This is a genomic window from Pseudoalteromonas sp. C8 (assembly GCF_011378685.1).
GTDB lineage: Bacteria > Pseudomonadota > Gammaproteobacteria > Enterobacterales > Alteromonadaceae > Pseudoalteromonas > Pseudoalteromonas arctica.
Map to the genome: position 1 here is coordinate 85,398 of NZ_WTKT01000007.1, position 23,397 is coordinate 108,794.

At 38.9% G+C, this 23,397-nt stretch carries 21 protein-coding genes; 9 read left to right on the forward strand and 12 right to left on the reverse strand.

All coding sequences use genetic code 11. The annotated features are described in order from the left end of the window. Positions 1 to 71: 71 nt before the first annotated feature. From acpP to yceD, 6 genes are all read right to left on the reverse strand, one after another. Positions 72 to 308, reverse strand: coding sequence for an acyl carrier protein (gene acpP / locus GQR39_RS08595; RefSeq protein WP_002962377.1), 237 nt, complete (start codon positions 306 to 308; stop codon positions 72 to 74). A 250-nt stretch (positions 309 to 558) separates the two neighbouring features. Further along, on the reverse strand, positions 559 to 1,305 hold the full coding sequence (fabG, locus tag GQR39_RS08600) for a 3-oxoacyl-ACP reductase FabG (RefSeq protein ID WP_007585730.1): 747 nt from the start codon (positions 1,303 to 1,305) through the stop codon (positions 559 to 561). Positions 1,306 to 1,316: 11 nt separating this feature from the next. Continuing rightward, positions 1,317 to 2,243: an ACP S-malonyltransferase gene (gene fabD / locus GQR39_RS08605; protein WP_007585729.1), complete on the reverse strand. Its 927-nt coding sequence runs from the start codon at positions 2,241 to 2,243 to the stop codon at positions 1,317 to 1,319. A gap of 52 nt (positions 2,244 to 2,295) precedes the next feature. Beyond that, on the reverse strand, positions 2,296 to 3,336 hold the full coding sequence (plsX, locus tag GQR39_RS08610; RefSeq protein ID WP_165735384.1) for a phosphate acyltransferase PlsX: 1,041 nt from the start codon (positions 3,334 to 3,336) through the stop codon (positions 2,296 to 2,298). Between the two features lie 12 nt (positions 3,337 to 3,348). Next, on the reverse strand, positions 3,349 to 3,519 hold the full coding sequence (gene rpmF / locus GQR39_RS08615; RefSeq protein WP_002962381.1) for a 50S ribosomal protein L32: 171 nt from the start codon (positions 3,517 to 3,519) through the stop codon (positions 3,349 to 3,351). A gap of 9 nt (positions 3,520 to 3,528) precedes the next feature. Next, the gene (yceD, locus tag GQR39_RS08620; protein ID WP_007585727.1) at positions 3,529 to 4,053 is read right to left on the reverse strand and encodes a 23S rRNA accumulation protein YceD; all 525 of its coding nucleotides are present in this window, start codon (positions 4,051 to 4,053) and stop codon (positions 3,529 to 3,531) included. Positions 4,054 to 4,184: 131 nt separating this feature from the next. Between yceD and GQR39_RS08625 the strand changes: the two genes are divergently transcribed. Further along, positions 4,185 to 4,784 (forward strand): Maf family nucleotide pyrophosphatase, encoded by a 600-nt coding sequence (locus GQR39_RS08625; RefSeq protein ID WP_165735385.1) that lies wholly within the window; start codon positions 4,185 to 4,187, stop codon positions 4,782 to 4,784. Between the two features lie 9 nt (positions 4,785 to 4,793). Here GQR39_RS08625 and GQR39_RS08630 read toward each other — a convergent pair whose 3' ends face one another. Together GQR39_RS08630 and rluC are read right to left on the reverse strand one after the other, a co-directional pair. Continuing rightward, a complete protein-coding gene (locus tag GQR39_RS08630; RefSeq protein ID WP_346774496.1) occupies positions 4,794 to 5,456 on the reverse strand; it encodes an HAD-IA family hydrolase in 663 nt (220 codons plus the stop codon). Next, on the reverse strand, positions 5,453 to 6,412 hold the full coding sequence (rluC, locus tag GQR39_RS08635) for a 23S rRNA pseudouridine(955/2504/2580) synthase RluC (protein ID WP_010554171.1): 960 nt from the start codon (positions 6,410 to 6,412) through the stop codon (positions 5,453 to 5,455). Before rluC ends, GQR39_RS08630 begins: the two co-directional genes overlap by 4 nt. A 772-nt stretch (positions 6,413 to 7,184) precedes the next feature. Here rluC and rne point away from each other — a divergent pair. Then, positions 7,185 to 10,361: a ribonuclease E gene (gene rne / locus GQR39_RS08640; protein WP_165735386.1), complete on the forward strand. Its 3,177-nt coding sequence runs from the start codon at positions 7,185 to 7,187 to the stop codon at positions 10,359 to 10,361. Positions 10,362 to 11,141: 780 nt separating this feature from the next. On the opposite strand, the gene yejK is transcribed toward rne, so the two are convergent. Next, on the reverse strand, positions 11,142 to 12,158 hold the full coding sequence (gene yejK / locus GQR39_RS08645) for a nucleoid-associated protein YejK (protein ID WP_121955650.1): 1,017 nt from the start codon (positions 12,156 to 12,158) through the stop codon (positions 11,142 to 11,144). Positions 12,159 to 12,220: 62 nt separating this feature from the next. On the opposite strand from yejK, the gene GQR39_RS08650 reads away from it, so the two are divergent. The 7 genes from GQR39_RS08650 (at position 12,221) to GQR39_RS08680 (ending at position 18,607) form a co-directional block, all read left to right on the forward strand. Beyond that, positions 12,221 to 12,433 carry a DUF1414 domain-containing protein gene (locus GQR39_RS08650; protein ID WP_007375276.1) on the forward strand — a complete coding sequence of 71 codons (213 nt, stop codon included), beginning with the start codon at positions 12,221 to 12,223 and terminating at the stop codon, positions 12,431 to 12,433. Between the two features lie 5 nt (positions 12,434 to 12,438). Continuing rightward, on the forward strand, positions 12,439 to 13,935 hold the full coding sequence (locus GQR39_RS08655; protein WP_165735387.1) for a DUF3413 domain-containing protein: 1,497 nt from the start codon (positions 12,439 to 12,441) through the stop codon (positions 13,933 to 13,935). Positions 13,936 to 14,021: 86 nt separating this feature from the next. After that, positions 14,022 to 14,501, forward strand: coding sequence for a DUF4124 domain-containing protein (locus tag GQR39_RS08660; RefSeq protein ID WP_165735388.1), 480 nt, complete (start codon positions 14,022 to 14,024; stop codon positions 14,499 to 14,501). 103 nt (positions 14,502 to 14,604) lie between these two features. After that, positions 14,605 to 16,323, forward strand: a complete 1,719-nt coding sequence (aceK, locus tag GQR39_RS08665) for a bifunctional isocitrate dehydrogenase kinase/phosphatase (RefSeq protein WP_165735389.1) — start codon at positions 14,605 to 14,607, stop codon at positions 16,321 to 16,323. 16 nt (positions 16,324 to 16,339) lie between these two features. Next, entirely contained in the window at positions 16,340 to 17,278 is a 939-nt protein-coding gene (locus tag GQR39_RS08670; protein WP_002961484.1) for a LysR family transcriptional regulator, read from the forward strand. A gap of 177 nt (positions 17,279 to 17,455) precedes the next feature. After that, positions 17,456 to 17,899 (forward strand): PA2169 family four-helix-bundle protein, encoded by a 444-nt coding sequence (locus GQR39_RS08675; RefSeq protein WP_165735390.1) that lies wholly within the window; start codon positions 17,456 to 17,458, stop codon positions 17,897 to 17,899. Between the two features lie 312 nt (positions 17,900 to 18,211). Further along, a complete protein-coding gene (locus GQR39_RS08680; RefSeq protein WP_165735391.1) occupies positions 18,212 to 18,607 on the forward strand; it encodes a biopolymer transporter ExbD in 396 nt (131 codons plus the stop codon). Positions 18,608 to 18,679: 72 nt separating this feature from the next. Here GQR39_RS08680 and GQR39_RS08685 read toward each other — a convergent pair whose 3' ends face one another. Genes GQR39_RS08685 through GQR39_RS08695 form a run of 3 tightly spaced genes read right to left on the reverse strand, consistent with a single transcriptional unit; the run spans position 18,680 to position 23,367 of the window. Further along, positions 18,680 to 21,715: a TonB-dependent receptor gene (locus GQR39_RS08685; protein WP_165735392.1), complete on the reverse strand. Its 3,036-nt coding sequence runs from the start codon at positions 21,713 to 21,715 to the stop codon at positions 18,680 to 18,682. A gap of 9 nt (positions 21,716 to 21,724) precedes the next feature. Next, positions 21,725 to 22,804 (reverse strand): FecR domain-containing protein, encoded by a 1,080-nt coding sequence (locus tag GQR39_RS08690; RefSeq protein ID WP_007585689.1) that lies wholly within the window; start codon positions 22,802 to 22,804, stop codon positions 21,725 to 21,727. After that, positions 22,801 to 23,367 (reverse strand): RNA polymerase sigma factor, encoded by a 567-nt coding sequence (locus GQR39_RS08695; protein WP_002961494.1) that lies wholly within the window; start codon positions 23,365 to 23,367, stop codon positions 22,801 to 22,803. The genes GQR39_RS08690 and GQR39_RS08695 overlap by 4 nt, the downstream gene beginning before the upstream one ends. Positions 23,368 to 23,397: the final 30 nt, after the last annotated feature.

Below are 23,397 nucleotides of genomic sequence, written 5' to 3' on the forward strand. Positions count from 1 at the left end.
ATCACGAACTTTGAGGTGGTTTGGATATAAAAAATTAAAGGCAGCGGATGCTGCCTTTAACGTGCGATTAATTACTCAGCGTGTGCTGTAACGTAATCGATAGCAGTTTGTACTGTAGTGATCTTCTCAGCTTCTTCATCTGGGATCTCAGTATCAAACTCTTCTTCAAGAGCCATTACTAGTTCAACAGTATCAAGAGAATCTGCACCTAGGTCATCTACGAAAGAAGATTCATTTTTAACTTCTTCTTCTTTAACACCTAGTTGTTCAATGATAATTTTCTTTACGCGTTCTTGGATATCGCTCATTCTTCTTTCCTTTATTAAAAACGCCAATGCGTTATTTTCAGATTGCGGCGTAGTTTACGCCGCATAATTCTCTGATTCAATGATTTGACCATAAATAATTGTCTGGTCAAACCTCTGAGTGTGTGTTTTGTCTTTTATCGCTTATTTTCGCAGCGATTTCAAGTATGTTTAAAGCAAGTTCACAAATAATTCAATGTTTTTGAGGTAACTTACTTAACTTTATCAAGTAGCAATCTAGGTACAATGGCGATTAAACCATGTACATCGCGCCATTTACATGCAAAGTTTCGCCTGATACATACGCAGCCGCGTCAGATGCTAAATAACATACTGCAGCAGCAATTTCGTCTGGTTGGCCTAAACGCCCTGCTGGAACATTTGCAAGTGTTGCTGCTTTTTGCTCATCAGTTAAATTATCAGTCATGTCTGTTTGAATAAAACCAGGTGCGATTACGTTAACTGTAATACCACGTGATGCAACTTCGCGCGCAAGTGACTTAGAAAAACCAATTACACCCGCTTTAGCCGCTGCATAATTAGCTTGACCTGCATTACCCATAGTACCCACTACTGAGCCAATGTTAATAATACGGCCTTTCTTTTTCTTCATCATTGGACGAAGTACCGCTTTAGATAAACGGAAAACTGAGCTTAAGTTAGTGTCGATTATATCGTCCCACTCAGTCTCTTTCATACGCATTAATAAGTTATCGCGTGTAATACCTGCGTTATTTACAAGTACGTCAATATCGCCTAAATCAGCTTTTATTGCAGCAAGTGTTGCTTCAATAGATGCAGGATCGGTTACGTTTAATGCATAACCTTTACCATTGTCACCTAAGTATTCACTGATTTTAGCAGCGCCTGACTCACTTGTCGCAGTACCTGCAACTTTTGCACCTTGTGCAACTAATGTTGTTGCAATTGCTTTACCAATACCACGGCTGGCGCCAGTAATTAGGACAATTTTGCCCTCTAATGAAAATAAATTAGACATTTTATATACTCTTATTTAGCTGCATCAATTGAAGCGGCGTCGTTTACTGAGCCACAGATCATTGCTTTATCAATTCGTTTAGCAAGTCCTGTTAATACTTTACCAGGACCAAATTCGTAGCTTTGTGTTACATCTTGCGCAACCAAGGCTTGTACTGTTTCTGTCCAGCGAACTGGGCTATAAAGCTGACGTACTAGTGCGTCTTTAATTGCATCAGCTGACGTTTCAGCTTTTACATCAACATTATTAATTACATCACACTTAGGTGTATTAAATGTTAAAGCGGCTAAGTCTGCTGCTAGCTTGTCAGCTGCTGGCTTCATTAACTCACAATGTGAAGGTACGCTAACAGAAAGTGGTAATGCACGTTTAGCACCGGCATCTTTACATGCTTGCGATGCTCTATCTACTGCCGCTTTATGGCCTGCGATAACAACTTGACCAGGAGAGTTGTAGTTAACTGGAGATACAACCTCACCTTGCGCTGAGGCAGCACACGCCGCTTTAATTTCTTCATCGCCTAAGCCAATAATAGCAGCCATTGAACCTACGCCTGCTGGCACGGCTTCTTGCATGTATAAACCACGGTTTTCAACAAGCTTTACGGCTTCACTCAAGCTTAATACATCGCTACATACTAACGCTGAGTATTCACCTAAGCTGTGACCCGCCATAACAACGTCTGCATCAGGGTTAGCTGCTAACCAATCACGGTAAATAGCAACACTTGCAGTTAGTAATGCAGGTTGTGTGCGGTGGGTTTGATTTAATTTTTCTTCTGGGCCATTAAGAACTAGCTCTGCTAAGTCGTAACCCAGTGCATTTGACGCTTCTGCAAATGTTGCTTTAACAATGTCAGAACTCTCTAGTAGTTCTTGTAACATACCAACGCTTTGCGAGCCTTGACCTGGGAATAGAAGTGCAATTTTTTGTGCCATACTTTGCTCTTTTTAATTAAACAAATAAATAATGAAATACACGGCACATCAATTATTGATTAACCGCCGTGTCTTTAGAATGTGTTTTTTCGAAAATAGCGGCTATTTTATCAGGAAGTTGACGTTCAACCTCTTTTACCGCTTCATCAATTGCTGCTTGAAATGCTTTAGCTGACGCATTTCCATGACTTTTAACGACAATACCGCGCAATCCTACCAGAGAAGCACCGTTATACTGGTCGGGGTTCACCCTTTTATAGAGTTTTTTTATTATTGGGCGCAATATAAACGCCATACATTTATATAAAAGGTGCTTTTCGAGCGCGCTTGTAAACTTATTCATAATAAGCTTGGCAATGCCTTCACATGTTTTAAGTGCTACGTTACCAACAAACCCTTCGCATACAATGACATCAGCCTTACCCGAAAAAATATCACTTCCTTCGCTGTAACCAATATAATTTATGTGTGGGCTTTGCTGCATTAATTGTGCAGCTTGTTTAATGTCGTCGTGGCCTTTAATGTCCTCAGCGCCAATATTTAATAAACTAACGCGAGGATTATCCAAACCAAGTGCTTGTCCTGCAACAATAGAGCCCATAATGCCAAACTGATAGAGCATTTGCGCATCACAATGCACATTAGCACCTAAGTCGAGTAAATATACTGGGTTTTTAAGCTCTGTAGGAACAGATGAAATGAGTGCGGCACGTTTAACACCTGGCAGCATTTTTAATACATAGTGAGCCATAAAAAATAGAGCGCCGGTATTACCTGAGCTAACACATGCTTGAGCCTCGCCCGATTTAACTAAATCTAGGGCAACACGCATAGATGAATCTTTTTTTGAACGCACAGCAATTGCAGGTTCACAGGCATTAGTGACTATTTCACTACAGTGACGAATTATGAGTCTAGGATGAGGTAGAGAATCGAGGGATTCGAGTTCTTTAGATATAACGTGTTCATTGCCACATAAAATGAGAGTTAAATTGGCATGAGCATTTACTGCACAAACGGCAGCAGGAATAGATGAACGGGGGCCGTAATCGCCCCCCATCATATCTAACGCTATGGTTAGATCTTTCAGCATATAAGTAATCTCTTATTTAGAAATTACTTGAACGCCTTTGTAGTAACCATCTGCAGTCACATGGTGACGACGATGAGTCTCACCAGATGTTTGATCTACAGTTAAAGTTGGACCACTGATCGCATCGTGTGAACGGCGCATGCCGCGTCTTGCACGAGACTTTTTGCTTTTTTGTACAGCCATAGTCTTCTCCTAAGAATCTTTCTTAAGTTGTTTCAAAATATCAAATGGATTAGGTTTATCATCTTCCGCCTTTAATACACCAAAGCTGGCAGGCTTTGCTGAATAACTGCATGAAGCTTCGTTGTGGGTAGCCACTAATGGAATTGCTAAAATTAGTTCGTCTTCAATTAAATTAAAAACGTTAACTTCACCATTTTCATCAAGCGCTACTTCATCGTAGTCTTCTGGAAAAATATCTAACTCTGTATCTTCACCTACTGGTGAATATGCAAAGTCTTGAACCAAATCCAACCCTAAATCACCATTACAACGTTGACAAATGACAGTAACGTGTGTGGACAAATTGCCTCTAATCACAGCGAAACCTTGATCATCGTTTTTGCAATGTATTTTTACCGCTATTTCACCTACTTCTTCCTGCACAACTTTCTCTAAACGAGTAAGTTTTTCAAGCGGTACAATTCCGTCATACTTTAAACGGTGCTGCGCTGCTTTGCCTGGATGAAGAGTGATGGGAATTTTCACCTTTTGCATAGGGGCTGCATCATATAGATAGTTAGTTTGTTAGTCAAAGTAAAAAACCATTTTTACTTGGTTTTTAACGTGTTTTACTCTCGGATCTGATTTATCCTAACTCAATCTGAATTATCGTAGGAAAACAGTCCGTGAAGCATCCACTCATTTTAGCGTCAAGCTCGCCTTTTAGGCAGTCTTTATTACAAAAATTTAATTTACCATTTGATACGTTTTCACCAGACGTTAACGAATCAGCACTTGAATGCGAAACACCTACCGAACTGGTTAAGCGCTTAAGTGAATTAAAAGCCTCAGCGGCTAATAAACACTTTAACAAAGGGTTAGCTATTGGATCAGACCAAGTCGCTGTGTTTAATAATCAAATTTTAGGTAAACCACATAATAAACAAAATGCCGTAAAACAACTAAATTTATTTAGCGGTAATACTGTAACATTTTTAACAGGGCTTTGTGTTTACGATATTGTAACTGGCACTAAAAAAACCTGCGTAGAACCTTTTAATGTGACGTTTAAAACTCTCAGTGATGCACAAATTAGTGCTTATTGCGACGCAGAGCAGCCTTATAATTGTGCTGGCAGCTTTAAAAGTGAAGGGTTGGGTATCTGTTTATTTGAAAAACTAAGCGGAGACGATCCTAATAGCTTAATTGGATTACCATTAATTAAACTCAGCCAGCTACTGGCTGAGTTTGGTATTGATGTACTTACTGCTCAAAACAAGTTCTAGTTAAATAAATTAGCCAAGCAAAACCTGTTGCAGCTGTAGATAGTTATCTACTGTTGCAACAGGGCTAAGCTTATTTAGTTGCTGTGCGTTGTGCACACCCATTGTTACGCCAATTCTATCCATGCCAGCAGCTTTTGCCATAGTCATGTCTATTTGAGTGTCGCCAATCATTACAGCGTCTTGAGCGCTTATGCCAAGTTCTTCAAGTAATTGATACAACATATCTGGAGAGGGCTTTGATTGCGCGTCATCGCTTGTAAGTGTCGCACTAAAAAAATGCCTCAATTGACTTTGTTCAAGCAAACGCTCTAACCCACCCCTACCTTTACCTGTTGCAACCGCTAAAACAATGCCCTGCTCTTTTAAGGCACCTAAAACGCTGACAACATTAGCAAATACAGGCGTGGGAGTAGTATCCACACTGTATTGATATTTATAACCTGAAATTAGCGCTTGGTGCTGCGCTACATTATCGGGAAATAAAACATCAATTGCTTTTTCAAGCGACATACCAATAATATTTTTAATTGCTAAATCACTTGGCGACACTAAATTAAGTGACTCAGCACTACTACGAATACAGTTAACTATTTTAGTGACTGAATCCATAACGGTGCCGTCCCAATCAAAAATGACGAGCTTATATTTTTTAATTGGGGCTACTTTTATCACAGTTTTGCATCTCGTAATTTTAGTAATGTATTTTTAAGCGTTTTATCTAGCGGTGCTTCAATACGCATAGTTGTTTCGTTTTTAGGGTGATAAAAACTTAAATCATGTGCGTGTAAAAACAATCGGTTTAACCCAACTTTACGCATAGAATCGTCAAAACCCTGATCGCCATATTTATCGTCGCACGCTATTGGGTGACCTTTACATTGCGTATGCACACGAATTTGGTGCGTACGCCCTGTAACAGGCGATGCTTGTACAAGTGAGCAATCGTTAAAACGTTCAAGTACTTTAAAACGAGTATGTGAAGGTTTTCCCTCAGTGTTATCTACGCGTACTACGCGCTCGCCCGATTTAAGTGTATTTTTACGCAGCCCTTCAGTTACGTTTTTAGTTTTAGAATCCCACTGCCCTTCTACAAGTGCCCAGTAATTTTTTTCCATTGTTTTTTCACGAAGTTGTTCATGCAATGCTGTTAACACCGAACGACGCTTCGCTATAAGTAAACAACCCGATGTATCACGGTCAAGCCTATGAACTAGCTCAAGGCTACGTTCCTCTGGGCGAAGTGCTCGCAAAGCTTCAATCAAGCCATAACTTAAACCACTGCCGCCATGAACAGCCATACCTGATGGTTTATTTATTACGATAAGGTATTTATCTTCAAATAAAATATCGTTTTCTAGGCGAGTTACTTTGTCTAATTTTGATGGAACAAATTCTTCACGCTCAGCAACCCTGATAGGTGCAATACGAAGTACATCTTCAAGCTGTAGTTTATATACAGGCTTAATACGCTTTTTATTAACGCGTACCTCACCTTTGCGCAAAAGTTTATAAATAGCGCTTTTAGGCACCCCTTTTAAGTGGGTAATAAGAAAGTTATCAATACGCTGACCTAAATGGTCTTCGTTGATCGTGACATAAGTTACTTGTAAGTCGTTTTTTTCTGACATTGCCTAATCACTAATTTAAGTAAAATAATTTAGTTGCTAACACTGTAATAATAGTGGGATAATCAGCAGCGCAAATATTTAGTATTTGCAAATAACAACGGTGCTTTTTAACACATTAAAACATTCGTGATGCACATTCTGGGTAGCCGATCATACAGATCCGAGTTAAGTTTTCCAAAGCTTTTATGCCTCCTCAGTTAACACGTGCGATCAATTAACGGCAATGCGCGTAATATATTGCTGGTTAAGTTTGAACATGAAGCGATTTTTAACGTGCTAGAGAAAGCAATGAACAGATAATTTGTCTGATAGTGACGACGTAAAAAACGTCGTTCAGCACTAGCTCAATTATTGTAGTACCGTATAGCAGCTTATTTAGAACTAAAAAAATCTAATAAATAAGCGTTCATTAACATCGGCAGCGATTTTTGCTCTTAAAACGGATATTAGCGATACATCAGTATGTATTGCTCACCAACTTAATGAGCCCTACGCGCCTAATATGAATGATATTTAGTAAGATTAATATGACAGGCCGACTTCTGGGTAAAACTTGTAAACGTAGCTGAAAAGCCGACAGTTTTAGCACCATTAAGAATTTAATAGCGATAATAATTGCTATTGTTTGCCAGCATTTAAAATACTGCATACGAGAAACAGAGCCGTTCCGTTAAAGACCCAGTCGTGAGGCTGCACATTCTAAAAATAGGGACAACTGAACAGGCGAGAAAAACATCGTCATGTCAGCGACATAAATAAGTAGAGTAACAATATGAAACGTATGCTAATCAATGCAACGCAGCAAGAAGAAATGCGCGTAGCACTGGTTGATGGCCAGCGCCTATATGATTTAGATATCGAAAGCCCAGGTCACGAACAGAAAAAAGCCAATATTTATAAAGGCAAAATCACTCGCATTGAACCATCTCTTGAAGCAGCATTTGTTGATTACGGTGCTGACCGCCATGGTTTCCTTCCTTTAAAAGAAATTGCCCGTACTTACTTCCCTGCAGGTTACACTTTTCATGGTCGCCCTAACATCCGCGACGTGATCAAAGAAGGTCAAGAAGTTATAGTACAAGTTGATAAAGAAGAGCGTGGCCAAAAAGGCGCTGCGTTAACTACTTTTATCAGTGTTGCTGGTAGCTACTTAGTGCTTATGCCTAACAACCCTCGTGCTGGCGGTATTTCTCGTCGCATTGAAGGTGATGAACGTACTGAACTTAAAGAAGCATTGGGTCGTTTAGAACTTCCTAAAGGTATGGGCTTAATTGTTCGTACAGCGGGTGTTGGTAAATCGTTTGAAGAATTAAACTACGATTTAAAAGCATTATTAGTACATTGGGAAGCAATTAGACAAGCAGCAGATAGTGCTAAAGCGCCATTTTTAATACACCAAGAAAGCAATGTAATATTCCGTGCGATACGCGATTATTTACGTCGTGATATTGGCGAAATTTTAATTGATAAACCACGTGTTTTTGAAGAAGCTAAAGCGCACATTGAGCGTTTTCGTCCTGACTTTATGAGCCGTGTTAAGCTTTATCAAGGTGACACTCCTTTATTTACGCATTACCAAATTGAAAGCCAAATTGAGTCTGCGTTCCAGCGTGAAGTACGCTTGCCTTCTGGTGGTTCAATTGTAATTGACCCAACTGAAGCACTAACGTCTATCGATATCAACTCGTCTAAAGCAACTAAAGGCGGCGATATTGAAGAAACAGCACTTAATACTAACTTAGAAGCGGCCGATGAGATTGCACGTCAATTACGTCTTCGTGACTTAGGTGGTTTAATTGTTATCGACTTTATCGATATGACACCTCCGCGTCATCAACGTGAAGTAGAAAATCGTTTAAAAGATGCTGCTCGTCCAGATCGTGCTCGTGTTCAAATTGGTAAAATTTCACGCTTTGGTTTACTTGAAATGTCGCGTCAGCGTTTGCGTCCTTCATTAGGTGAAGCAAGCCAAGGCCCATGCCCACGTTGTAGTGGACAAGGTACTATTCGTTCAAACGAATCAATTGCACTTTCTATTCTTCGTTTAATTGAAGAAGAAGCAATTAAAGACAACACAGCACAAGTAAATGCACAAGTGCCTGTTGCCGTTGCCGCTTATTTATTAAATGAGCAACGTCGTAGTGTTCATCGCATTGAAAAACATCATAAATGTGACGTAGTGATTATTCCTAATCAACATATGGAAACACCACATTACGAAGTTATGCGTTTACGTAAAGACGAAACACTTGAAACGGTAAGTTACGGACAAGTTGTTGCGCCAGAACCTGAAGCATTTGAGATGTCAAAATCACCAAGTGCACCAGTACGTGAAGAGCCAATGCTAAAAGGTGTTGTAATGCCTTCTACACCGGCTCCACAAGCAGCGCCTACACCAGTAGCTCAGCCTGTAGTAACAGAGACTAAAACTGAAGGTGGCTTGTTTGAAGCAATCACTAAATGGTTTAAATCGTTATTTGCAAGCGAAACAGTAGAAGAGAAAAAAGAAGCTGTAGAAAAAGAGCAGCAAGAAGCGCGTAATAACGCTCGCCGTGGTAACGATAATCGTCGTCGTAATAACAACCAACGTCGTCGTAATAATAACCCGCGCACTAATAAACCACGCAATGAGCGCCCTGCAGCTGAAGAGGAAGTTAAAACAGACTCACCAGCAGCAACAAGCACCGAGACGCAAGAGAGAAACGAGAACCGCAATAAGCGTCGTCGTAACCCTAACTCTCGTAAGCGCCCAGAGCATAAAAGCGAAGAAAAAGATCAAGTTAAAACTGAAGCCCCTGTAAAAGCAGAAGTAGAAGTAGAAACTGATTCTAAGCCAGCTCAAGCTGTAGAGCCTAAAGAGCAAAAGCCTAAGGTTCGCCGTCAACGTCGTAACATACGTAAAAAAGTACGTCTGCAAGATGAAAACGCTGAGCAAGCAAACTCAACAGAGCAAACACCTGAACAAGCGGTAGTTACTGACACTCCACAAGTTCAAGAGCAAGCACCTGTTGTAGAAAAGCAAACACAAGCTCCGGCAGAAAAAACAGCTCACATTAAAGAAGAGAAAGTTGACGTTGTTGATTCTAACGATGAAGCAGCAACGACTGAAGACGAGCAAGAGCAAACACGTACGCGTTCACGCCGTTCTCCTCGTCATCTTCGTGCATCAGGTCAACGTCGTCGACGTCCTGAAGGTGAAGCAGAAGTTAAATCTGACGAAGCCCCTGCATTTGTTCCAGTTGCTGATCAAGCTGCTGCAGAATATGAAGCAGAACTTAAAGCTAAATCTGAAGAAACACCTGTAGATGCAGCGCAGCAAATTGAACAAGCCGTTGCAGTTGAAGACTTAGCAAAAGTTGAAGCTGTAGAAGAGCCAGCTAAAGTTGAAACGCCAGTAGCAACTGAAGAGCCAGCTAAAGTTGAAACTCCAGTAGCAACTGAAGAGCCAGCTAAAGTTGAAACTCCTGTAGTAACTGGAGAGCCTGCTAAAGTTGAAACTCCAGTAGTAACTGAAGAGCCAGCTAAAGTTGAAACGCCAGTAGTAACTGAAGAGCCAGCTAAAGTTGAAACGCCAGTAGTAACTGAAGAGCCAGCTAAAGTTGAAACGCCAGTAGTAACTGAAGAGCCAGCTAAAGTTGAAACGCCAGTAGTAACTGAAGAGCCAGCTAAAGTTGAAACGCCAGTAGTAACTGAAGAGCCAGCTAAAGTTGAAGCAAAAGTGAAAACTGAAAAATCAGCACCGCATGTTAAAACAGCGGTTACTCAAGGGTCTGCAAGTGCGCCAATGGCACAGCCTACTCCTGTAGCTGATAGCGAAGTAAAACATACATCTGTAGCAATGGCTCACGATAAACGTGAACTAGTGCCAGAAAGTGGTTTACGTGCGGGTTCTATCAAACCTGCTGGTCGTGCGAGTTCTGCAATGACTAAAACATTGAGTGTTGATTAATAACTAACACTTATTAAAAAGCCCCGCTATTTAATAAATAGCGGGGCTTTTTTGTTTACATGCTTTGAATAATTATTAAAGTTTCTTCACGCCCATAATAAGCGATTTGTTCACAAAGAGGTTAGGAGACGCTGCGCTTTTAGAGGTAGTAATAAGGCTAAGTCTTGCTAATAAAGCATGGCTTGTGTTTTCTCATTTACTCCTCTTTCACTTCTCTTTGTGAAATAGATCTTTAAGTGGTTTTGTTAGCAAAGAAATTAAATAACTAGATGCGATGCTTCTTGCGTAAGCAAGCTTCACGCCTACAGCCGGAATTAAATATCCAGTACAAATTAACCTGTAGAAGCACAACTTATTGTCGTGACGAGTAACGTCCGTAATAAGCGATTTGTTCACAAAGAGGTTAAAAGACGCTGCGCTTTTAGAGGTAACAATAAAGCTAAATTGAAAGAGCTCCGCTAATAAACCATCGCTTGTTTTTTCTCATTTACTCCTCTTTCACTTCTCTTTGTGAAATAGCTCTTTAAGTGGTTTTGTTAGCAAAGAAATTAAGTAAACAGAAGCGGTGCTTTTTGCGTAAGCAAGCTTCACGCCTACAGCCGAAATTCAACACCGTGAATAAGATTAGCTTGTGTTTCTCACTTACTCTTCTTTCACTTCTCTTTGTTCAATAGATATTTTAGTGGCTCTGTTCCGATTCAATGAATTTAGATACCGGTATAAAAAAGCGCGATATAAATATCGCGCTCTTAAATCAACTTTCAACTCGCTCAAATGAGTTTACTCTTTTTCATTTTCCATAAAACGTTGTAGCTGATCTTTTAAGTTTGGCGGAATGCCTTTAATCACTAGTGTATCGGTTGCTTCGTTGTACGTTACGCGCTCACCTAAGTGTTTACGTTCAAAACTTACACTTACACCACCACCAAGACCTGAAAACTTAACCATACTGGTTACTGTTTTTTTATCAACGGGGAAAGTTTCTTCCAAGTCATAGCTTTGCTCTTTGCAAAAACTATCAAACGGGCTGTCATCGCCTTTTGTAAGCGTTGCAGATAGATCGCTCACACTTGCATCTTCGCCTGTGGTTACGCAATCATTACAGTAATCAAATACTTGTTTACGTAAATCATCTTTTTCTGATTTATCAAACTGTTGCTCTGATAAATAATCCTCTACTGCGCTAAGCATTACTTGGCTTTGCTGTTTTGAATCAATACCCTCTTCACAGCCTAAAAAGTCTAAGAAAAAGTCAGCAACTTTACGACCAGCACGCCCTTTGATAAACGAAATATAACGATTATCTTCTGCTTGCGTATCCCATGCTGTTAAATCGATACGAGCAGCGAGTTGCATGCGAGATATATCTAAATGGCGAGAAGCCGCTAAATCAAGCTCAGAGGTCATAGAGTAATGCTCTTTAATGTTAATCATCGCAATTAACATGTAATCGGTAGCAACATACTGATAATGACAAAATACTAAATAGCCTGTTTCACTAAATGCATACTTATCAAGCTCTTCTTTTAAAACCGTTGAGGCTTGCTCGGTCATATGCCAAAAGCCTAACTCATCGTTACGGTAGCTTTGCATTGCAGATGCTACAACGCTGTTTTTATCACCACTGAAAGCACAGTAACCTTTACCTGGCTTACCATTATATGCATGATGTAATTGTTCGATAAAAACGGCTACTTTATCGTTAATTACCATCTCATCATTTCGAAGGTGAATTTGCGTATCGTCGTCTTTTTTGTCTACATAATGAACGACTAATTTTTTAACGTCTGTTGTCATCTTTGTTTTTCACGCCTCTAGTGTTAAAATACGAGAATATAACTATTTTATTGAACCAACTGATGCCAATCTTATCAAAATACTCTAATGAAGAAGTAGAACAAATCGTCGATCAGCTTATTGATGTGTTAACTAAACACAATGCGCCGGTAGATTTAAGCCTTATGTGTTTAGGAAATTCTATCACGCATATCTTAAAAGAGCATGTACCAACAGGGAAAAGACAAGCCGTAACTGAGAACTTTGCAAAAGCTCTATCACAGTCGGTTAAATAAACTCTATGAATTTATCGCAGCACAATCAGTTTTCATCAAAAGCGAGTCAGCTATTAAGCTGGGGCCATTGGTTTACTTTTGCCAATATTGGCTTGGCGCTATTTATTAGCTTAAGCTACTTATTTGCCGACTCGCCACCAACAAGCTTTATGGGCATTACTTATATGCTAGTAACGTGGTTAAGCCACACTAGTTTTATCGCCTTTTTAGCGTTTGTGCTGACGGTATTTCCGCTTAGTTTAATATTCCCCTACCCACGACATATACGAGGCATGGCGGCTGTTATAGCCACACTAGGCGCTTCACTGCTTACCCTTGATGCTTATGTGTATGTTAATTTGGGTTATCATCTAAGTATATCTGCCTTACCTGAGATTATTTCTCTACTGTGGCATCGCTTAACCAGTTCACCTGCTTTAACAACCATTTTAGCCAGTGGGATTGTATTACTTATTTTAGGCTTTCAGCTACTTGTGAGTAATTACACATGGCAACACCTTGAGCGCTTAAAACAATATAAATTTGCACGTTACGCAATTTCATTTTTAATAGTGTGTTTTTCACTTAGTCACAGTATTCATATTTGGGCCGACGCAAATTTAAACTTTGACGTAACGAAGCAAGATAATGTACTACCACTGTCATACCCTACTACCGCTAAAAGTTTATTAGCTAAAAATGACCTGCTTGATATAGAAAGCTATAAGCAAGCACATAACGTAAAAATTAATAACCAAAACATTAGTTATCAAATGCCAAGCCCGCTTGATAAGTGTGAAGACCACACACAAGCCAATGTAGATATTTTTGTATTTGAAACCGAGCAACAACTCGCTAAATTTGTTGCCGATAATAAAAACTTACACAAAACAGAGCAGTTTTTACAGCCAACTAATCACGACGATATGCTATTTAGCTTAGTGTATGGTTTGCCAGCTTTTTATAAAGCAGCAATTTTAAGAGATCAAACTCTTCCCGCATGGCAAAGTCAGCGCCGCAGCATTGAAGTAACCGGCGTGGAAGAACTTAGTTTTATAAATGATCAAGCACATAGTTCTAGCGCAATTAGAGTTATTAAAAGTAGCGATAACGCCGTTGTACGAGATGATAAAACACAGGTTTTTGCTTTTAGTCTTGCCAATAACAAGCAAGAAGTAGTAACAACATCAACTTTATATAGCTCCGACAAACGTATTTCTAAAGTAGATGGACTTATTCAACCTAGCGATTTAATTGCAACAAGTGTTGGCCAATATTTAAATTGTAAAGCCATTGCTAAGCAAACAATGCTGGGCGTTAATTTATACAAGAAAAAAGATGATATGGGCGTTAACTACTCTCAGGGTGTTGTTATAGCCTATAAAAAAGATAGGATTACCTTAATAGATTCAGATGGTAACTTTAAAAACATCTCTGCCGCTGAAGGTTTTTCTATTGAACAAGGTTTAGATATACCATTTTTAGTACAGAGTATTAAAAAGCTTAAAACCTTCACCCAATAGCCGTTATCCTAACCTAGCTTGATATACCACCAAGCTAGGTTATAGTTTTATATTGTTGTTAGATATAAAAACCAAGGATGACATGTATGTTTAAAACTTCTCGTTATATTCTCCATTCTAGCTTTTTACTTATCAGTTTTTTTAGCTTTAGCGATACCACTTACTACAAATGTGTAACAGAAAAAGGCACTGTCTTTTCTCAACTGCCGTGTGACGACGAAGCAACGACTTATAAAGTTAACACGACGGGTAATCAGTATTCTGGTCCTAAGGTTGACTACACTAAACAACTAAACGAACTTGAGCGTGAAAGGCTTCTATCTGGCTTACAGGCAGAGCTTCGCAGTAATAACCATAAACTAACAATACTTGATCGTAATAAAGAGCGTGCTGAATACAAACAACAAGAGCGGTTAAATCATATCTTAGCCATTGATGATAAAAAGCGTATTACCAAAGATATTACTAAAAAATTAAAAATAATTAATAAAGAGTACAAAAAAGATGTATTGGTTATTACTAAACAAATTAAAATTCTCGAAAAAAAGATAGCTCAATACCAATAAATCACTCTTAATTAGCAAGTAATATTTATCTTGGTTTTAAACTTAAAATAACATACCCTTAACACAATAGAGTATAAGCTCTAGGGACTATTAAGGAGTGCAAATGCAGCCTCGCCATATTGCTGAATTAATTTTAACGGGTTTTAAAAGGCACTATCAGCTATTTCAAAAAACAACGGCCAAAGCCCCTCTCGCCTTTGCAAAAAAAGATTGGCAAGCAATTAATGATATCAGCCGTTTGCGTATCAGCTATTATGATGATCGTGTTAACGAAACCACACAAGCGCTAAAAAAAGAAACCCCAACAGAGCAATTAGATGAAAGCCTATGGCTCGAAGTTAAAAAGATATATCAGCACTTTTTATGTTTCCACCCTCAAGCAGAACTCGCCGAAACCTTTTATAATTCTGTATTTTGCCGGCTGTACCATAGGCGCTATTTTCATAATGACTTTATATTTGTAAAAGCAACTTTGAAAGACGCTCCTTCAGTACCTGTTGAGGCTGAATATAGGACATACTTTCCAGTAGTTGATGGCCTAAAGCCAACAATAAAACGCATTATTAATCATTTTGATTTTAAAGCCCCATTTGTAAATTTAGAGCGTGATATTCGCCTTCTTGTTAAAGCTTTTTATAAACAAGCACCCGATACACATCATCAACCTTGGCAAATGCGCTTTGATATTTTGCACACACCTTTTTATCGTAATAAAGCAGCTTATATTGTTGGTCGTGTTGTTTCAAAAAGTGGGGTTCAGCCTTTTATAATCGCCGTATTGCACGATGAAGATAACGGATTATATTTAGATGCACTTTTAACTAAATCATCTCAAATGCGTGTCATTTTTGGCTTTGCCCGCGCCTACTTTATGGTAGAGACTCATGCACCTTCAGCACTTGTCCGGTTTTTAAATCAGCTTATGCCAAACAAAACACTTGCTGAGCTCTATAACGCAGTGGGTTTTCATAAGCAGGGGAAAACTGAGTTTTATCGAGAGTTTTTAAATCACTTATCTCACTCTAGTGATGAGTTTACAATTGCACCGGGTACTCCCGGTATGGTGATGATGGTATTTACCCTTCCCTCATTTGGTTATGTTTTTAAAGTAATAAAAGACAAATTTGGTGAAAGTAAGCCCTTCGGCCGTGATACCGTATTAAAGCGTTATCAACTAGTAAAAAACCATGATCGCGTTGGCAGAATGGCCGATACCATAGAGTATTCTAACGTCGTATTTCCTTTGGCGCGTTTTGATAGTAATTTACTTGCGCAATTACATAAAACAATTGGCGCATCAATGGTAATTGAAGGCGAATGGTTGATCATCAAGCATTTATATATTGAACGGCGCATGACACCACTCAATTTATTTTTAGAAAATGCTGATGAAGAAAGTGCCGCAGACGCGATTGAAGAATACGGGCAAGCTCTAAAAGAAATGATTGCCGTTAATATATTTCCTGGCGATATGCTCTTAAAAAACTTTGGTGTAAGTAAGCACAAACGTATTATTTTTTACGATTACGATGAAGTTCAATACCTAACAGATATGAACTTTAGAGCATTACCAAAAGCAAAGAGCTACGACGATTATTTAATGGATGAACAAAGTTACTCTGTTGCACCACAAGATGTATTCCCAGAGCAGTTATGTACATTTGTAATGCCTAATTCTATGTATAAAAAGTTTTTTCTCAGCACTCATCCAGAGCTTATAGATGTTAGCTTTTGGAAGCAGGCGCAACAAAATATAAAAAATGGGCAGGTAAGTCATATTTACCCTTACCCGACAGCACAGCGATTTATCCATCACTGGTAGACGCAAAGGACACACAATGAATATAAGTAAAATAGATTTAAATTTACTCGTTTATCTCGATACATTGCTTCGAGAATGCAACGTAACACGCGCTGCTAATCAATTGAGTATTACGCAGCCCGCAATGAGTAATGGCCTTAAACGTCTTCGTAACTTATTTAACGACCCTATTTTAGTTCGTACCAGCGATGGTATGGTCCCGACAGAGCGCGCTTTAGAGTTACAACCCGTTATTCGTGGCATATTAATGACGCTTGAAGAAACCCTAGCACCTAATAGAGAATTTGAGGCAAGCCAGAGTAAACGTGTATTTAGAATAATGGCCAGTGATTACGCTGCAAGTACGTTAGCGCCAAAGCTCTTAAGTAAACTACACGAAGAAGCCCCCGATACTACTTTAGATATACTCACACCAAGTGATGTAACCTTTCATGACGTAGAAAACGGTAAAGTAGATATGGCAATCAACCGTTTTGAAAACTTACCTCAGTCTTTTCATCATAAACGTATTTGGAAAGACAGTTTTTGCTGCTTAGTTAAGGCCGACAACCCTATTATTGAAAACTTTAGCCTCGACAGCTACTTAAAAGCGCGCCATATATGGGTGAGTAAAACAGGTTTTGGTGTAGGCGTGGGCATGGACCCTAAAGATGTGCAAAAACTTGGTTGGGTTGACGAAGCACTTGCCCACTTTGGTAAACATCGTAACATTGCCACTTTTACGCGTAACTACCATGTAGCGATTCATTTAGCTAAAGAGAAAAATTTGATTGCGACCCTTCCTTCAAAAGCCGCAAATATATACTTAGATGATCCGGGGCTTAAAATTTTAGAGCCACCGTTTCCAATTCCTCCTTTTGAGCTTGATATGATTTGGAGCCCACTGTTACATCGCGATGCGAGCCATATCTGGTTACGCCAAAAAGTAGCTGAAGTAGCTGAAGAGCTAAAATAACTTTATTACACAATATAATGTAAAAATTGCTAGGTTAATACTTTCCTCATTAACTTAGCCCCTTTCTGAAATGAAATTAAACCAATAAAATCAAATGACTACATGAAAATAAAAACATGGAACATACATTGCTTTTATTAAATTGAACTATACATTCATTTAATAAAAGAGGTCATTATGAACACCCATCAAGGATCAGAAGTAAATCATATTACTGACATCATTCAAGTTATGAACAGCGGCATCGACTTTTATCAAAAAGCACAGGAAAAAGTTGAAGACCCTGCTATTGGCGCCCTTTTTCAGCGTATGATAGATGCCCGAAAAGTGAGTGTTGAGCGCTTGCAGCCATATGCAATTAATGAAAAAGGCGAACGCGAAGATGGTTCATCTTTCGCAGTTGAAGCACGACGTGCATACACAGCCTTACTTACTACATTCACCTCACATAACGACAGCACGTATGTAAAAGAGCTTGAAGAAGTAGAAGATAAAACGCTTGTAGAAATTAAAACCGCTATGGATAAACCACAACCGGCTGATTGCGAAGCTGCACTGGCTAAAACATTATTAACAATGCAAAGCTGCCATGCAGAAATGAGCCGTATGCAAAAGCATTAAGCTTACATAATGCATAAATAGAACCCAGCCTAGCGCTGGGTTTTTTATTGCCTCTAATACCAACCTGCATAGATATTTAAGCAATTTAACGAATTAAATTACACTATAACGATGCTAAATAGACCCCATATAAGCAGATTGCTATAAACACCACCTTATTTCGCCACATTTTAAATACATAATGAATACAAATATTTAATGTTATTAGAATATTTATTTAACCACGATTTATTTTTGCTGTGCTAATTTTGTTAGTAGGTACCTAAAACCTTGCTGTGGCGCCGCAGCATTTAATTAAAAATAAGGTCCAATATGAAAAGTAAACTAAGTAAACTGCAAAATAATGCTGATGTAGATATGACCCCGATGTTAGACATAGTGTTCATATTACTAATTTTCTTTATTGTAACTACATCTTTTGTAAAACCTGTGGCTATTGAATTAAACCGACCACTCGACAGCCCTCAAATAGGTAAGCCTGTTAAAAATGCTTTATTTAGAATTGATGAAAGTAACGGAGTATATTTTTCAGGGAGGTTAATTGATTTAGAGCAAGTTACGTCTAATTTAGCGATGTTCGCGGCTAAATATGAAATAAGTTCGGTACTTATAACCGCAGACGAAAACAGTACACATAATACTTTAATGAGTGTAATGAATAATATTAAGCAATACGATGATTATTCAATAAGTTTGATTTCTAAATAAAACAGCCCAATATAAAACCAAAAAAAGGGCCTTACGGCCCTTTGAGTTAAATAACGAAAGGGAGGTTATTAATTAAAAACGGTATTCTGCGCCTATGTAGTAGTAAGCACCGTTAAATCCAAATGGAGCAGAACGACGTGAGTAGTCAAACACACCTGAGCTACTTATTACTGTGTTGCCACTAGCATCCACAATAGTACCTGAGCGAGAGTTACCTATTTCATTTTTATCTGGGTAAACATCGAACAAGTTATTTGCACCAATGTTTACCGACAAATCTTCAGTAACGAAGTAGTTAACTTTAACGTCAGTTAAAATTTCTGCGCCATACGTTTGACGACCACCATCTTCTACTGTGTACTCACCAAAGCGATTAAGTGACAGGTTAACTGTCCAATCATCACGTTGATAAAGTGCACTTAAGTTAATACGATCCTCTGGTTGCCACTCTTCAATAATAGAGATGTCTTCAGCTGAAAATATATCTTCTACGTTTACTGTCTCAAGGCTTGAGCCAGCAGGCGAAAATAACGATACAACATCTGTTTTAGTAAAGTTAGCTGCAAGTGTAAAATCAAGCGTGCCGCCTAAACCTTCAGTGTTCCACGTTGCTACAAAATCAACACCACGAGTTTCTGTATCAGCACCATTTAAGAAGAACTGACCTACGCCAGCACCCGCACTATTTAGTGCAGCATCAAGGCTTGTAGATAAACCTTTACCTAAGCGGTCACTAATTACAATACGGTCGTCAATATCAATTGAGTAGTAATCAACGGTTACATTAATATTATCTGTAACGTTATATACAATACCTAAACTACGGTTTTGTGATTTTTCTTCTTTAAGCTTTGGAATACCTAAGCTTTGCGCAAGTGTTGAATCATTTCTAAATGTACCAACCTCTTCTGCAACTAAATTACCATTAGTACCAACAACAAATTGCGTACTTACGTTATTAAAGTAAAGCTGTTGCATAGAAGGCGCTCTAAAACCTGAGCTTAATGCACCACGTAGTGAAATATCGTCGGTTACAGACCAGTTACCAGCAAGCTTAAAGTTTACTGTATCACCGAAGCCTTTGTAGTTATCGTAGCGAAGTGCACCCGATAAAATTACATCTTCAATCACATAAGCTTCTGCATCTATGTAAAATGAAATTACATCACGCGATTCATCAACTGATGACGCAGGAGCTGAACCACCAAAACCTTGTGAACCACCTGATGCATCTTCAGAGCCAACACCACCACTTAAACCGTTATAAATACTTACACCGTTAGTAGTATCGTAATCGCGGTAAGCATATTCACTACCTTCTAAGATACGGTATTCGTCAGTACGAATTTCAGCACCCATCGCTAACGAATAATCATCAAAGTTTTGCGTAAAATCAATATTGATTGTTTGCAGTGATAATTCCATGCCGTAAGCGTACGCTTCACGTGGGATAGTTGTACGAATATCAGCAGCACTTAAACCTTGATCATAACGTAAAAAGTTAGCGTATGAGGCATTGATAGTATCACTTGTCGTGTAATCAATGCTGTTTTCACCATAGGTGTAAGATACATCAAGGCTTGCATCGTTATCAAACTCAGTTTTATAACCAAAGTTGTACGAGATATCGTCGATAGTTGTATTAATTTTTGGTAAGAAACCTAATGGAATCGTTGCATCATTATCTTGTAGTACTGGGTTACCACCTGCATTTGCATTATGACGGAAAAATGCAGCCGACTCATTTTCACGTGTTGAGTAAGTAATAAAGCCGTAAAGCTCGCCATCACCTAACTCGTAACCGGTATTAATTGTTAAACCAAACTGCTGAGAATCAGCATCACCAATTCTGAATGTATCACGATCGGCTGTCAGCTCACGCGGATCGCCAGCAAGTAAAGTACCGTCACTTAGTTCTGTACAACCATAAAACTGACAAGAGCCATGTAAACCTGCACGGTTAGTCGGTGCACGGTCACGGTAATTGATAGTTGTATTTAAATAACCGTCATCACCTAGCGCAAAGCCTTTATTAAAATCAAGGTTGATGGTTTCGCCATCGCCTTCAGAATATTGACCGTAGTTAATAGCCGCTTTGCCACCTTCGCTACCATCCTTAAGCACAATATTAATAACACCTGCAATTGCATCAGAACCATACTGAGCAGCAGCGCCATCACGTAATACTTCAATGCGTTTAATTGCAGAGGCTGGAATTGCATTCATGTCAGTACCTGCGGTACCACGCCCAACAGAGCCATTAATATGAATAATACTTGCTTGGTGACGACGTTTGCCGTTAATTAAAACCAATGTTTGATCGGGGCCCAAACCGCGAAGTGTCGCAGGTCTTAAAGCATCAGTACCGTCACTAATTGCAGAGCTTGAAAAGTTAAATGAAGGGGCGATAGACTGTAGCATACGACCAACTTCTGTTTGGCCTGTATTTTCAAGCGCTTCTGCACTTAAGATATCTACTGGAACGGGTAAATCTTCAACTGAACGTCCTGCTACACGGCTACCGACAATAGCAATTTTTTCAATTTTTTCTTGAGCGACTTCTTCTGCTGCGTTTACACCTTGCGAATTTACTGCAAGTAAAGCTGGTAATACTGCTGCACTGACCGCTGAAAGCTTCATCATGTTGTTATCATTCCTGTTGATTTGTTTGAGTTTTATACTCAGTAAACCATTTTGATCAACAACCGCATCGAGTTCAGTCCCACCTAATAATGCCTCTAGAGCATCTAGCTGAGTGTAAAATCCATAAACTGAATTTGCGTCATACTGCTTTGCCAACTCATAAGAAAACACCACGGTTTGCTCTGTTTGTTTAGCATATTCAATTAAGGCTTTGTCTGCTCGCTGCGCTTTTATATCAAATTGCACCATTTGCCCAGTGGTTTGAGTTGCTGCTTGTACACTCAAGCTAAAAATAGCCGGTACAAGCACACTAAATCCACTCAATAAATGCGTTTGGTTACTGCGCAACTTATATAAACAGCTGACAAACAAAAATCCTCTATGGCTTTGTTTCTTTTTTTTAATGTTTTTTTTACGTTCAATCTTTATTGATGCAACTTTATCTAACATTAGTTTGATTTGCATAACGTCTACTTATGATTCTGTATGGTGTTTTAGCGTTACTACATGCTCACCTAAACGCTCATGATCAATCGAAAAATTAGTTTGTAAACTCTCAAGTAAACCTTCAACGTCACCCGCTTTAAATACCCCAGCTACTTTAATACTGGCAAGCTCGGCCGATGAAAGCTCAAAACGTGTCGCGGTATAGCGACTTACTTCATTTAAAGCATCGCTTAGCTCTTCTCCATTAAAAATAAGCATGCCATTTTGCCATGCCAAATCGCGTTGTACGTCGTTCATTGAAAGCTGGGTAATTGGCTTTGTAACACTCTGCTCTATAATTACTTTTTCGCCTGAGGTAACAATATTGGCATTAATTTGACGAATTTTTTGCGTGCTGTTATCTGCAAGCTGATAATCTTTAAAGTCATTTGCATCAACCGCTACACTAGGGTCGGTGATCATCACTTTGCCTTCGGTAACAACAAGCTCTAAATCTGATGAGGTATTACGCTGTACATTAAACACGGTACCGAGTGCGGTAAAGCTTTTGTCGCCGGCCATAACACTAAACGGACGCGTGGCATCTTTTGCTACATTAAAACGCCCTTCTCCACGACTAAGTAATAACTGCCTGCGGCCTTTGCTATAAGCAACTTCTAGCAAGCTATTAGTATTAAGCTGCACTATGGTGCCATCTGGCAACACATACGTTGCTTGCTCGCCTACTTTTGTTTTGTAAATTTTAGTGTAATTAACTTTTGCAAGCTCTTGGTTATAGCCATTTTCTAAATTAATTAATAAGTAGCTGCATACCATTAGTGCTGCAAATAAACTCGCTGCAATTGAGTAAGAAAACATCCACTTATTTTTTGATGCTTTAGTATTGTTACGCTGAGGAAATAAATGACTTAATTCATTTAATACCGAAAGCTCATCCCAAAGCTGAGCAAGCTCGTATATAGAGTCTTGATGGGCGATGCTTTGCATCATCCATAATTTAAATTGCTCTTTTTCATCATCAGTTAAACCACGATCAATCGCGCTTATCCAATCACATGACTTTTCTAAAATTAAATCTTTTGAATTAAATTGATGAACATTACTCATTCTGCGACCCTCTTAACTGAGATAGGGTGTGCTTGAGCTTTAGGGTTTGTTTGTGGACTTTGCTCATGTTCCCGCATGTACAACATGGTTTGTAACAATCCTTTGGCAATGTGTTTTTCAACAGTGCTTTGGCTTAACTGCATTTGGTCTGCGATCTCTTTTTGGCTCATGCCGTAAACTTTTTTTAATATAAAGCATTTACGAATCGATGAGCTTAGTTGCTCAGTAGCTCTACAAAAAAGTAAAAAGCGCTCTTTAGATGTGTATTCATCCTCAAGCTTCATTGATTTGAGTAATACGGGTAATTCGTTATCATTTTCTAACGAATCATTAAATTTGTTGTCCCACTTAGCTATATGGTTAAGTGCTAAGTGTTTTGCTGTTTTAAGCATGTAACTGCGGGTAAACTGTATATCTTGCTTTAAATCAGCTTCGTAGCTTTTTACAAAGGTTTCTTGCACAATATCTTCTACATCGTCGGGTTGAACAATGCGCGATACAAAACGTTTGAGCTGTTTAGATATATCAACAAATGTTGACGTGAATTTTACTTTTTTCGTCATCCTTAACATCCACCTGTTGTTATTTTTATT